The organism is Streptomyces sp. NPDC006259 (assembly GCF_042870975.1).
Classification (GTDB): Bacteria; Actinomycetota; Actinomycetes; order Streptomycetales; family Streptomycetaceae; genus Streptomyces.
This window is the reverse complement of the sequence record NZ_JBIAHY010000003.1, coordinates 809,859-822,932: the sequence shown is the minus strand read 5'-3', so window position 1 is coordinate 822,932 and position 13,074 is coordinate 809,859. Positions and strand designations below refer to the sequence as shown.

The window sequence follows — 13,074 nt, the reverse complement described above, 5'->3', positions numbered from 1 at the left end:
GCGGGGACGAGGGGCGAGGGACGAGGGGCGAGGGACGAGGGGACGACCACACGGGGCGGACCGCCGCGCCGTCGCGCCGTAGCCGTAGCCGTAGCCGTAGCCGTAGCCGTAGCCGTAGCCGTAGCCGTAACCGTAGCCGTGGCGGGCCTCTCACGATCCTGTGTGTCACACCTCGATGGCAGACTCGCGGCACGACGAGGTTTCGCAAGGGCAGGGCGTCGCGACGGGGTCACCCGTCGAGCGCCACTGCTCCGGGGTGGCTCGTGCCACGGGGGAGATGTGCGGCTGTGATCTTCGACAGTCTTGAGGTGTCGTACGGCGACATGTGGGGTCCCCATCGGGGAACGACCCACCCGGACCCGATGTCGCGCGCGGTCGCGGCACGCAGACATGCCGCCGGGAAGGATTACGCGGTTCTGCTGTCCGCGCGGGAGCGACCGCTGGCACTGGTCGAATACTGGCCGCGCCGGATGTGGCGGGTGTATCTGTTCGACGACAGGTCCTGGTGCATGCAGATGATCGACCTCAAGCCGCACGGCACGGGGATGTTGTTGGCTCACCGGAACACCCGATGGCAGTTCTCCGACGAGCAGTCGCACGCGTTCTCGAGGTGGGACGTGCAGGAGACCACGATCGTCTCGGCCGACGGGCGGGTCGAGGTGAGGTCCGAGTTCGCCGGGTCGAGGGGAGCGTCGACGGAACCGCCGCACGCTCGACCATCCGACCCGTCGGCCGTCCCCGTGCGGCGGTTCGCGGCGCCCGTCGAAAGTTTCCTCTGTCCCCTACCGGAGTTCGGCGACTGGCAGGTGTTCGTGCCGCTCCTCGCCCAGCAGGGCCATGAGCCCGCCACGGCCGTAGTCCTGAGAGACGTGTCGGTGGACGACGGGGCGGGACCGCTGCGCGCCGGCGGAATCGAGGAACTGTTCCGTCCGGGCGCGTGCGACACCCCGGACGGGCCGGCCGTCGTCGAGCCCGTTGACGCCGGCCTGCTGCGGCTCCCGTCAGGGCAGTTGGTGGTCTCGGACCCCGGCTGGATCGGGAAGACCCCGCGGACCGTCGCTGTGCCACCGGGCGAGTTCCCGGTCACGCTGTCGGTTCTGCGCACGACCCGCGGGGCATATGTCGCCGCGGCCGGGGTGACGCTCCTGGACGTCCCGGCCCACGAGTGGGACATGGCCCTCCGGCCCGACGAGGACCTGGGGCTGCTCAGCGAGGGCCGGTTCTACGGGGTCGGCGTGGATACCGGCACAGCGGCTTTCATGGACGCGACTCGGACGGTGATCGAGGACGAGCTGGACGAGGGCCTGTTCCTCCCCCTCGACAGCCATTTCAGCGTCGAACTGCCCGGCACGGAGTTCGAGCCGAACCTCATCGCCTTCCGTGCCGGCCGGGGCGACGGGGCGTACCCCGTCTGGATCGGCCGCACCGAGGACGGACGGGTCGGTCGCGTCGTCGTCGACTTCCAGCTCCATTCCGCCGGCGGAGGAGAGTAAGGAGCCGCCGACCATCGGTGCGAGGCCGCACCGCCGGGGGCCGGCACCACGGCGAACCTCCGGAGTGCACACGGCGATCGAGGAACTCGACCACTCGGTCACCGACTTCGGCTCGGTGCCTCTCCGTGCGACGGCCGACGCGGTCGGGCGGGCCGGTCGCCGGGTTCGACGCGAGGTGCGGGTGGACCGGCGGACCGCGCCGACGACGGTGGCGACCCCCGACTCACGGGCGGGGGCTGTCGGCAGGGCGGGGGCCGTCGGCTGACGACCCCGTCACCCCTGGCGCGCGCGGTGCGGGTGCGCCGTCGTCACCACTTGCCGGGCGCGTAGTCCTTCAGGAAGACGCCGTACAGGTCCTCGCCGGACTCACCGCGCACGATGGGGTCGTAGACGCGGGCCGCGCCGTCGACCAGGTCGAGCGGGGCGTGGAAGCCCGCCTCGGCCAGGCGGACCTTGTCGGGGTGCGGCCGCTCGTCGGTGATCCAACCGGTGTCGACGGCCGTCATGAGGATGCCGTCCTTGTCGAACATCTCCTGCGCGCTGGTGCGCGTCAGCATGTTCAGGGCGGCCTTCGCCATGTTGGTGTGCGGGTGGCCGGCACCCTTGTAGCCGCGGTTGAACACGCCCTCCATCGCCGAGACGTTGACGATGTACGTCCGCCGGGCCTCGGCCGCCGCCATCGACGCGCGCAGCCGGCTGATGAGGATGAACGGCGCCGTGGAGTTGCAGAGTTGCACCTCCAGCAGCTCCACCGGCGTGACCTCCTCCACCGCCTGGATCCAGCTGTTGGTGTCGTGCAGGTCGGGCACGAGACCGCCCGCGTCGATCGCCGTGCCGGCCGCGATGCGCTCCAGCGACGCCGAGCCCGACACCAGCGCCAGGTCCGTCACGTCCTGGGCGGTCAGGGCGCCGCCGCCGGGCACCGGGAGTGCGGCGACCGCTCCGGAGCCGAAGGTGCCGATCACCTCGGCGGCGGGCAGCTCACCGGCGGGCATGGGGGCGGACTCGGCGGCCAGCAGCTCGCTGTAGGCCTGCGGGGAGCGCCGTACCGTCTGGGCCGCGTTGTTGATCAGGATGTCGAGCGGGCCCTCGGCGGCCACCGAGTCGGCGAGCGCCACGACCTGGGCGGGGTCACGCAGGTCGATGCCGACGATCTTCAGGCGGTGGATCCAGTCGGCGCTGTCGGCCTGGGCCTTGAAACGGCGGATCGCGTCGTTCGGGAAGCGGGTGGTGATCGTCGTGTGGGCGCCGTCGCGCAGCAGCCGGAGCGCGATGTACATGCCGATCTTGGCGCGGCCGCCGGTGAGCAGGGCGCGCCTGCCGGTCAGGTCGGTGCGGGCGTCGCGGCGGGCGCGGTTCTCGGCGGCGCAGTTCTGGCAGAGCTGGTGGTAGAAGTAGTCGACCTCGACGTAGCGCGTCTTGCAGGTGTAGCAGGAGCGGGGCCGCTGGAGCACCCCCGCGATCCGGGCCTCCTCGGTGACCGAGGACGAGGGCAGCACGCCCTCCGTCTCGTCGTCGATGCGCTGGGCGGAACCGGTCGCGGTGGCCTCGGTGACCGCCTTGTCGTGGGCGGTCTTGGCGGCCCGGCGCTCCTGGCGGCGACGCTGCTTGACCGAGCGGTAGATACCGGCGGTGGCCCGGCGCACGGCGATCGCGTCGGGGTGGTCGACGTCGAGCTTGTCGAGTTCCTCCAGCACGGCGAGGCAGACCGCCAGCCGCTCGGGGTCGATGCCGGGCCCGTACACGACCTCGTCCATGGTCGCCGAGCCGTCCTGTGTCACCGTCATCGCGCTGCCGCTTCCCTGCTGCCCCGTGCGGCGCTCCGACCGCGCCCGCTTTCGAACCGGGAATTCTACGGAGCGCCGGGCCACCCCTCCAAACGCGCGCGGGTCAAGAGCCGCAGGCCGTGATGAGCGTCTCCACCTCCGCGGTCAGCGCCCGCGCGAACCGGTCGAGATCGGGGACGGCCTCGGCGTCCGCGACCATGCCGAAGTGGACCCGGCCCCGGTACGTCGAGATCGCCACCGCCAGCGACTGGCCACGGGCGAGCGGGGCGTAGGGATACACCTCGGTGACGGGGTTCCCGGCGAGCCTCAGACCGATGCCCGGCAGTGGCACGCTGGTGACCAGGATGTCGAACCAGAGCCGGGCGGCCTGGCTGACCAGGGGACCGCCGAGGCGGTGGCCGAGGGCGGGGACGTGGTCGGCCAGCAGAGCGACGGCGCCCGCGCCGCGGCCGGGTCCGGCGTCCTTGTTCCGGTTCATGGCGGCGCGGACCGCGCGGAGCCGGCCGAGCGGGTCCGGGTCGTCGACGGGGAGCCGCACCAGATAGCCGGAGAGCCGGTTGCCCTGGGGCTGGGCGGTGCGCGGGCGGCGCTGGGAGACCGGGACGAGGGCGCGCGGGGTCACCCCCTCGCTGCCGTCGCCGCGCTCGTCGAGCCAGGCGCGCAGGGCCCCGGCGACCACCGCGATCAGTACGTCGTTGACGGTGCCGCCGACGACCTTGCGCACCCGGTGCACGTCGTCGAGGTCGACGGCCACGCCGCCGGTGCGGCGGGTGCCGGTGGGTGCGGCGGTGAGGGCGGCGGTGGAGCGCATGCCGAGGGTGTGGAGGGCGACGGAGGCCCCGATGTCGAGGGCGCGGCCCACGTCGGACAGGGCGCCGCGCAGCAGTCCGGCGAGTTCCCGCACCTCGGGCAGCGGAGCGCGGGCCGGCACCGGGGGGCGGGGCCGGGGTGCGGGCAGGTCCATGGGGTCCAGGACGGCCGCGGCGAGGGTCAGCGCGCGCAGACCGTCGGCGAGGGCGTGGTGGAACTTGAACAGGACGGCGAAGCCGTCGCCCTCCTCGCCCGGCAGGACGTGCGCCTCCCACGGGGGCCGGCCGCGCTCCAACGGGCGCTCCATGAGCCGTCCGGCCGCCGCCTGGAAGTCGGCGGTGGGCGGGTGCAGGTGGACGTGGTGCAGCGGGTCGAACTCCGGGTCCGGCTCGCGCACGGCACCGCCGAAGGAGAGCGGCGCGGCGAGCGGCGTCCACACGTCGCGGATCCGCATGCGCAGTCCGGGAACGGCGGCCGCCCGGCCGGCGAGCAGGTCGGCGGCGTGGGCGGCGGCGGTGGCCGAGGGCGCGGCGAAGACACCCAGCGCGCCGAGGTGCATCGGGTTCTCGGGAGACTCGATGTTCCAGAACGCCAGGTCGAGGGGGGCCAGCGGATCAGCGGTCAAGGACTTGCCTCGCGTCTACGGGGAGTGAACCGGTAGTCAATCGCCTCCCTCGATTACGGTCAAGCACGATCAAGTTACGCATAGTTAACAACGCGTGAAGTACGTACCAAAAAGGTCATTCAAGTCGAAAGTGTCATCGAGGACGACACTCCGCTCACGAGACCCTCTGCCCCTTGCCGAGCGCGATCACGCCCGCCTTCGAGACCGAGTACAGCTCCGCGTCCCGCTCCGGGTTGACGCCGATGGTCGCGCCGGGCGGTACCTCGACGTTCTTGTCCAGGATGGCCCCGCGCACCACCGCGCCCCGCCCGATGTGGACGTTGTCGTGCAGGATCGAGCCCTGGACGACCGCCCCGGGATCGACCAGGACGCCCGGGGACAGCACCGACCGGGTGACCTGGCCGCGGATGAGGCAGCCCGCACTGATGATCGACTCGCCGGCGATGCCGCCCGCGTTGAAACGGGCCGGGGAGAGCTGGCCCGAGTGGGTGTAGATGGGCCAGCTGCGGTTGTACAGGTTGAACGCGGGCCGCTCGGCGATGAGGTCCATATGGGCGTCGTAGTACGCGTCGAGCGTGCCCACGTCCCGCCAGTAGCCCTGGTCCCGGGTGGTCTCCCCCGGCACGTGGTTGTCGCTGAAGTCGTACAGCTGCGCCTCACCGCGGTCGGTGAGCTGGGGCAGGATCGAACCGCCCATGTCGTGCACCGAGTGCTCGTCCTCGGCGTCCCGCGTGAGCGCCTCGATGAGGGCCTTGGTGGTGAAGATGTAGTTGCCCATCGAGGCGAACACGCACTCCGGGTCGTCGGCGAGGCCCGGCGGGTCGGCGGGCTTCTCCAGGAACCGCTCCACCGTCTGCCCGTCCGAACCCGGTGTGATCACGCCGAACGACGCGGACTCGCCGCGCGGCACCCGGATGCCGGCCACCGTCACACCCGCGCCGCTGTCGATGTGCTGGGCCAGCATCTGGCGCGGGTCCATGCGGTACACGTGGTCGGCGCCGAACACGGCCACGTACTCGGGCCGCTCGTCGTAGATCAGGTTCAGCGACTGGAGGATGGCGTCGGCGCTGCCCAGGTACCAGCGCGGGCCGAGGCGCTGCTGGGCCGGGACCGGGGTGACGTAGTTGCCGAGCAGGCTCGACATCCGCCAGGTCGTGGTGATGTGCCGGTCCAGCGAGTGCGACTTGTACTGCGTCAGGACGCAGATGCGCAGGATGTCGGCGTTGACGAGATTGGACAGCACGAAGTCGACGAGACGGTACGTCCCGCCGAAGGTGACCGCGGGCTTCGCGCGGTCCGCGGTGAGAGGCATCAGGCGTTTGCCCTCGCCACCCGCCAGCACGATCCCGAGGACCGAAGGTCCACCACGACGCATGGCCGCTCCCCTCACCCAGATGTTGATCCATTAGTGCCCCCGCGCGGGGCGCACTACGCCTGTTTGAGGGTGTCCTCGTACAGGCGGACGGTCCGTCGGGCGACCGCGTCCCAGCCGAACTCCTCCACCGCCCGCACCCGTCCGGCCTCGCCCATCCGGCGGGCGGTCGCCGGATCGCCCAGCACCGAGTCCAGGGCCCTGGTGAGACCCGCCTCGAAGGCGCGGGCCCCTTCCTCCCCCTCCGCCACGGGGACGAGCAGACCGGTCGCGCCGTCCTCGACCACCTCCGGGATACCGCCGACCCGCGAGGCCACGACGGGTGTGCCGCAGGCCATCGCCTCCAGGTTGACGATGCCGAGCGGCTCGTACACCGAGGGGCAGACGAAGACGGCGGCGTGGGTGAGGAGCTGGATGACCTCCGGACGCGGCAGCATCCGCGGGATCCAGTGCACGCCGTCCCGGGCCCGGCTCAGCTCCGCGAACAGCTCACGGAACTCCCGGTCGATCTCGGGGGTGTCGGGGGCGCCCGCGCACAGCACCACCTGGGCCGCCGGGTCGATGTCGCGGACGGCGCGCAGCAGGTGCGGGACGCCCTTCTGACGGGTGATGCGGCCGACGAACAGCACGTACGGGCGGGCCGGGTCGACGCCGATCCGGTTGAGGGCGTCGGTGCGGTGGTCGGGCCGGTACAGGGCGGTGTCGATGCCGTTGTGCACGACGTGGACCCGGTCCGCGTCCAGCGCCGGGTAGCAGGCCAGGATGTCCTCGCGCATCGCGCCGGACACCGCGATCACCGCGTCCGCGGCCTCCACGGCGGTCCGCTCGGCCCAGCTGGAGAGGCGGTACCCGCCACCGAGCTGCTCCGCCTTCCACGGGCGCAGGGGCTCCAGCGAGTGCGCGGTCAGCACGTGCGGGACGCCGTACAGCTCCTTGGCGAGATGCCCGGCGAGGTTGGCGTACCAGGTGTGGGAGTGGACCAGTTCGCGGCCCTCCAGCGCGGCAGCCATGGCCAGGTCCACGGAGAACGTGCGCAGCGCGTCGTTGGCGCCGTCGAGGGCGGACCAGGGGCGGTGGCGGCGGACGCCCTCCGCGCGGCCCTCACCCCAGCAGTGCACGTCCAGATCGACCAGCTCGCGCAGTTCGCGGGCGAGGAACTCGACATGGACGCCCGCCCCGCCGTACACGTCCGGGGGGTACTCCCGGGTCAGCAGTCCCACTCGCACCCGGCAACCCCCTGGGCTCGCACGTGAAGTCGGTCCCCTTCATGGTCACCCAGACCGGCCGTGTGCGAAAGAGCGCGGGGGTCGTGGGAAGCAACAGTCGCCGCAGACCCCGCCGCCCGGCACCCGGTAGTAGAGGCAGCAGCTGCGCCGGCGGAAGGCCGTTCCGGTGAGGGTCCCGGTGTCGGCGAGCAGGGGGTGGGCGAGGAGTTCGGCGGTGAGCGCGCGGGCGCGGGCGGCCGCGTCGGGGCGGCCGTGGGCCCGCGCCCACCGGTCGAGCTGCCGGGCCGCGCCGGCCAGCGCCGAGGCCGCGTTGCCGCGCAGCAGACCGGGAGCGAGGCGGTGGCGGGCGCGCAGGGCCGCCGCCAGCGGTTCGAGGTGGCCGTGCAGGACGGTGTCCGCCAGGGTCCGCGCGTCGCCGGGCCGGGTGCGGACCTCCGTGAGCCACAGGTCGTCCGGGGCGCTGCCGTCCGGGTCCCAGCGCAGCAGCCCCGGCGCCAGGTCGGGTTGGCGGCCGTAGAGGACGGCGCAGCCGAGCGCGACCGACCACAGCCGGGCCGCGAGCCCCTGCTGGGTGACGGAGGCGGCGACGCGCGGCTCGGGGGCGCGCAGGGAGCGGGCGACCTTGCCGATCCGCAAGGCCAGCGGGTCGCCGTGCGCGCCGGCGGGCGTCGCCGCGTAGGCCTGCGCGAGGGTCGGCGTCGGCCGGGCCGGTTCCGCTTCTCCGGCCGTGGGGGGCGCCGGGGGCGGGGCGATCGCTCCCGCGGTGGTGGGCGGTGCCGTGCGCAGGGCGAAGAAGCCGCCGAGGGGGCGCAGCGCGGCCAGTTGGGGGTCGAGGCTGTCGAGGTCCACGAAGTGCAGTAGTACCAAGGAGGTCAGGGTTCGCGGTCAGGGGGATCCCCGGCGTATCACCCACCCTGGGGAGGACTGGGGGCGCTTCCTACTCCATCGGTAGTAGGACCCATTGGGTGCTCAGGTACGACGACGGGAACAGATCGACAAGGCATCGTGTTGCCTATGAGAGCCGACCGTTCACCGCGCCGGGCCCCCGGCCCCCGCCTCACGCAGAGGAGCAGCTCATGAGCGCCCTCGCGTTGTCCGTGCTCCTGTCGCTCGTCTCCGCCGTGGCCTACGCGGCCGGAGCGATCGTGCAGGAGCAGGTCGCGGTGGACTCGCCCGACGAGCACTACGCCCCGCTGCGGCGGCCCGGCTGGTGGGCGGCGGTCGGGCTGAACGGTCTCGGCGGCCTGCTGCACGTGGTGGCGCTCGCCTACGGCCCGCTCAGCCTGGTCCAGCCGCTGGGCGCGCTCACCATCGTCTTCGCGCTGCCGATGGCGGCGATGTTCGTGGGCCGCAAGGCCGGGGCGACGGCCTGGCGCGGCGCCGTCATGGCGACCGTCGGTCTGGCCGGTCTGCTCTCCCTGGTGGGCGCGGCCGACGCGCAGTCGCTCAGCACCCCGCAGCGGATCGGCGCCGCTCTCGTCACGGGCGGCGCGGTCGTGGCCCTGATGGTCGCCGGCCGGGCCGCGCACCGGCACCCCGCGGTGCGCAGCATGCTGCTGGCCACCGCGTCCGGCATGGCGTTCGGCATGTCGTCGGTGTTCACCAAGACCGTCGCGGTCGACTGGACCGGCGGCGTCTCGGCGGCCGACCTGCCCTCCCTCGCCGTGATCGGCGTCCTGGCCACGGCGGGCATGCTGCTGTCGCAGGCCTCCTACCGCGGCGCGGGCCTCGCGGCCCCGCTGGCCACGCTGACCGTGGTCAACCCGGTGGTCGCGGCCGCCGTCGGCATCACCATGTTCGGCGAGAGCTTCCGCTACGGCGCCACGGGCACCGCTCTCGCCCTGAGCTGCGCCGTGGTGGCGGCCGGTGGCCTGATCCTGCTGACGACCGAGCGGCTGGCGGGCACCCAGCCGAACACCCCCGGCCCGCGGCACGAGGAGACGCGGCCGGTCCCCACGGGAGTCGTCGCCCCCGTGGCCGACCTCCTCGCCGTGTTTCCGGAGCCTGCTGACGACACGGTCGCGGCGCGGCCCCTCGCCGCGGTCGCGGGGTCTGCCGCCGGGGCGGGCGAGGGCGCGCGGCCGGACCTCGCGGTGCCGGAACAGTCCGTCGGCTCGGCGGCCGCGGAGACCTCCCCGGAGGTGACCGAGATCGTGCCGAAGCAGGCGGCGGAGGAGCCGGTGGTGCCGGCTCCCGCGCCCATGCCGTTGTACGGGCCGTTCCACGGCGGCCCGTACGTCCCGATGCCGGTCGTGGACCGGCACCGGGTCCGCATCAGATCCTGACGCCGCCGGCCCGCAGATAGGCCAGGGGATCGATGTCCGCGCCGAACCCGGCCCCCGTCCGCACCTCGAAGTGCAGGTGCGGGCCCGTGCTGTTGCCGGTGGAACCGGAGCGGCCGATGCGCTGACCCGCGCCCACGGACTGGCCGTCCCGTACGGAGATGGCGGACAGGTGGGCGTACTGCGAGTAGCGGCCGTCGGAGTGCCGGACGACCACCTGGTACCCGAAGGAACCGCCCCAGCCCGCGCTGACCACCGTGCCCGACGCGACGGACTTCACGGACGTGCCGGTGGGCACGGGGAAGTCCACGCCGGTGTGGTAGCCCTTCGACCACGAGGAACCCGTCGCGTGGTACGGCGTGCCGAGACCGGCGTCGACGGGGGCGACGAGGGAGTGACCGGTCGACTTCGAGTCCGACGTCGGCTTCTTGTCCGACGACTTCCTCTCGGTCTGCTTCTTGTCCGGGGACTTCTTCTCGGCCTGCTTCTTCCGCGCGGGTGCCCCGCGCTCCTGGCCGGGCGCCCCGGTGACCGCCGGGCCGCGCAGGTTCAGCCGCTGGCCGGGCACGATGAGGTCGGGGTCCGTCCCGATCGTCGTCCGGTTCGCGGCGTACAGCCGCTGCCAGCCTCCCCGTACGTCCCTCTCGCCGGCGATCCCCGAGAGGGTGTCGCCGCGCACGACGGTGTACATCTCGGCCGTGCCCGCCCGCGACTGGGGCGTGGCCTGCGGCTGGACGTCCTTGAGGGTGTGGGCCGGCCTCGTGCCGGCGGTCCTCGCGGCGGTGCCGGCCGGCTCGATGTCGGGGGCGTCGCCCCCCGCGGTGAGTCCGGCCCGCACCGAGCAGGCGGGCCAGGCGCCCGGCCCCTGGCCGTCCAGCACCTTCTCCGCGACGGCGATCTGCTGGTCCCTGGTGGCCAGATCCGCGCGCGGCGCGTACCGGGTGCCGCCGTACGCCTCCCAGGTGGACTGGGTGAACTGGAGGCCGCCGTAGTAGCCGTTGCCGGTGTTGATGTGCCAGTCGTTGGTCGACTCGCATGCGGCGACCTTGTCCCAGGTGTCCACGTCGGCCGCCTGGGCGGCTCCGGCGCCGATCAGCGGGATCGCCATGCCGGCGCCACCCGCCGTGACGGTGAGCGAGGCCCGGTTGATCCTGTTCGGCTGATACCGGCGGTGCCGACCGCGTACGGCCATGGAGATCCCCCTCGACATGCGTCAGGAGGGGCAAAAGTAAGGGCTGCTCACTGGCCGTGACAAGGCGACTATCGGCCGCACTGGCTCAACTCGGCCGGGTGGCAGCCTGATTGCGTGACTCCTGAGACGGGCGGGGTCCCGTGTCCGTATACGGGTGGGCGACTTCGCGTGTCCCAAACGTGCGGTGGCCCCGGCGACGGGACAGGATGTGCACGGGACGGGACCGGCGTCGGCGCCGGCGAGTACGGGTCGCGCACGGATCACCGGGCCGACGAACCACAGACTCTTGAGGAGCCAACCGGATGACTGACTCAGCCCAGATCGGCGTCACGGGACTCGCGGTCATGGGCCGCAACCTCGCCCGCAACTTCGCCCGCAACGGCTATACGGTCGCGCTGCACAACCGGACGGCGGCCCGCACGCAGGCCCTCGTGGAGGAGTTCGGCGGCGAGGGCGAGTTCATCGCCGCCGAGACCGCCAAGGAGTTCGTGGCGGCGCTGGAGCGGCCCCGCCGCCTGGTGATCATGGTGAAGGCCGGGGAGCCGACCGACGCGGTGATCCAGGAGTTCGCGCCGCTGCTGGAGCCCGGGGACATGATCATCGACGGTGGCAACGCGCACTTCGCGGACACCCGGCGCCGCGAGCGCGAGCTTCGGGAGCGGGGCATCCACTTCGTCGGCACCGGCATCTCCGGCGGCGAGGAGGGCGCGTTGCACGGCCCGAGCATCATGCCGGGCGGCTCCCCGGAGTCGTACGACTCGCTGGGCCCCATGCTGGAGAAGATCTCCGCGAAGGCGGCCGACGGGGCGCCCTGTGTGACGCACGTGGGTCCGGACGGCGCCGGGCACTTCGTGAAGATGGTTCACAACGGCATCGAGTACGCCGACATGCAGCTGATCGGTGAGGCCTACCAGTTGCTGCGGGACGTGGCCGGGTACTCCCCCGCCGAGATCGCGGACATCTTCCGCACCTGGAACACCGGGCGGCTGGACTCGTACCTGATCGAGATCACTGCCGAGGTGCTGTCGCACGTGGACGCGGCGACGGGCGAGCCGTTCGTCGACGTGGTGGTGGACCAGGCGGAGCAGAAGGGCACCGGCCGCTGGACCGTGCAGATCGCGCTCGACCTCGGGGTGCCGGTGTCGGGCATCGCGGAGGCCGTCTTCGCCCGGTCGCTGTCGGGCCACGCGGCGCTGCGGGAGGCCTCGCGCGGGCTGTCCGGGCCGAAGGCCGCCCCGCTGGGCCGGGCGGAGGCGCAGGCCTTCGCGGACCGGGTCGAGCAGGCGCTCTACGCCTCGAAGATCGTGTCGTACACGCAGGGCTTCCACGAGATCGCCGCGGGCGGCGCCGAGTACGGGTGGGACATCGACCTCGGCGCCGTCTCGGCGATCTGGCGGGGCGGCTGCATCATCCGGGCGGCCTTCCTCGACCGGATCCGTGCCGCCTACGACGCCCGGCCGGACCTGCCGAGCCTGTTGTCCGACGAGACGTTCGCCGCCGAGATCGGGGCCGCGCAGGACGCGTGGCGCGAGGTCCTGGTCGCCGCGACGCTCCAGGGCGTGCCGACACCGGGGTTCGCGGCGGCGCTCGCCTACTACGACGCCCTGCGGGCCGAGCGGCTGCCCGCGGCGCTGACGCAGGGCCAGCGGGACTTCTTCGGCGCGCACACCTACCGGCGGGTGGACCGGGACGGGTCCTTCCACACGCTGTGGGGCGGGGACCGCTCGGAGGTTTCGGCCTAGGCATCCACCCCGGCACGGGTGGCGGTGGGGGGGGGGCCCCCGGGCCCCCCCCCCCCCCGGGGCGGGGGCCGGGGGGGGCGGCCCCCCCCCCGGGGGGGGCGGTGGGGCGTAGGGGGTGGGGGGGGGGCCCACGGGGGGGGGGGGGGGCCCCGCGGGGGGGTTGGGCCCTGGCCCCCCCCCCGGCCGGGGGGGGGGGGGGGGGGCGCCCCGGGGCCCCCCCCCCACCGCTTGTCCGTCGCCGTCGTGGTCCGGCCGCCGGCCGGCTGTCGGCTGTCGGCTGTCGGCTGTCGGCTGTCGGCTGTCGGCTGTCGGCTGTCGGCTGTCGGCTGTCGGCGAGAGCCTGCGCCGCCCGGTCCGTGCGGCGCGCCTGTCCGACCCGGGGTTCAGCTGAGCGGCGGACCCGGCTCGGGGTTCGGGACCGGGTCCGGGCCCGGGGGGACCGGGCCGGGGTCCGGCCGGGGGTCCGGTGGGCCCGGATGCGGCGGCGCCGGGGGCGGGGTCGGGTCGGGGCCCGGAGCGGGCGGAGCCGGGTCCGGGCCCGGCGG

The 13,074-nt window shown here is 73.5% G+C and carries 9 protein-coding genes; 3 read left to right on the top strand and 6 right to left on the bottom strand.

Annotated features, from left to right (window positions below):
* The first annotated feature begins 287 nt into the window (after positions 1–287).
* Positions 288–1,493: a DUF4241 domain-containing protein gene (locus ACFYO5_RS14930; RefSeq protein ID WP_388708600.1), complete on the top strand. Its 1,206-nt coding sequence runs from the start codon at positions 288–290 to the stop codon at positions 1,491–1,493.
* A 308-nt stretch (positions 1,494–1,801) separates the two neighbouring features.
* Here ACFYO5_RS14930 and ACFYO5_RS14925 read toward each other — a convergent pair whose 3' ends face one another.
* From ACFYO5_RS14925 to ACFYO5_RS14905, 5 genes are all read right to left on the bottom strand, one after another.
* Positions 1,802–3,280, bottom strand: a complete 1,479-nt coding sequence (locus tag ACFYO5_RS14925; protein WP_388708597.1) for an SDR family NAD(P)-dependent oxidoreductase — start codon at positions 3,278–3,280, stop codon at positions 1,802–1,804.
* Positions 3,281–3,383: 103 nt separating this feature from the next.
* Positions 3,384–4,715, bottom strand: a complete 1,332-nt coding sequence (locus ACFYO5_RS14920; RefSeq protein WP_388708594.1) for a wax ester/triacylglycerol synthase family O-acyltransferase — start codon at positions 4,713–4,715, stop codon at positions 3,384–3,386.
* 154 nt (positions 4,716–4,869) lie between these two features.
* Entirely contained in the window at positions 4,870–6,090 is a 1,221-nt protein-coding gene (glgC, locus tag ACFYO5_RS14915) for a glucose-1-phosphate adenylyltransferase (protein ID WP_356566060.1), read from the bottom strand.
* Between the two features lie 53 nt (positions 6,091–6,143).
* Positions 6,144–7,313, bottom strand: coding sequence for a glycogen synthase (gene glgA / locus ACFYO5_RS14910; protein ID WP_388708591.1), 1,170 nt, complete (start codon positions 7,311–7,313; stop codon positions 6,144–6,146).
* Positions 7,314–7,358: 45 nt separating this feature from the next.
* The gene (locus tag ACFYO5_RS14905) at positions 7,359–8,180 is read right to left on the bottom strand and encodes a (2Fe-2S)-binding protein (RefSeq protein ID WP_388708588.1); all 822 of its coding nucleotides are present in this window, start codon (positions 8,178–8,180) and stop codon (positions 7,359–7,361) included.
* Positions 8,181–8,389: 209 nt separating this feature from the next.
* Between ACFYO5_RS14905 and ACFYO5_RS14900 the strand changes: the two genes are divergently transcribed.
* A complete protein-coding gene (locus ACFYO5_RS14900; protein WP_388708585.1) occupies positions 8,390–9,598 on the top strand; it encodes a DMT family transporter in 1,209 nt (402 codons plus the stop codon).
* Here ACFYO5_RS14900 and ACFYO5_RS14895 read toward each other — a convergent pair.
* Positions 9,588–10,787: a transglycosylase family protein gene (locus ACFYO5_RS14895; protein WP_388708584.1), complete on the bottom strand. Its 1,200-nt coding sequence runs from the start codon at positions 10,785–10,787 to the stop codon at positions 9,588–9,590. The genes ACFYO5_RS14900 and ACFYO5_RS14895 overlap by 11 nt on opposite strands.
* Before the next feature lie 302 nt (positions 10,788–11,089).
* Between ACFYO5_RS14895 and gndA the strand changes: the two genes are divergently transcribed.
* Positions 11,090–12,529 (top strand): NADP-dependent phosphogluconate dehydrogenase, encoded by a 1,440-nt coding sequence (gene gndA, locus ACFYO5_RS14890; RefSeq protein WP_388708581.1) that lies wholly within the window; start codon positions 11,090–11,092, stop codon positions 12,527–12,529.
* Positions 12,530–13,074 lie beyond the last annotated feature (545 nt).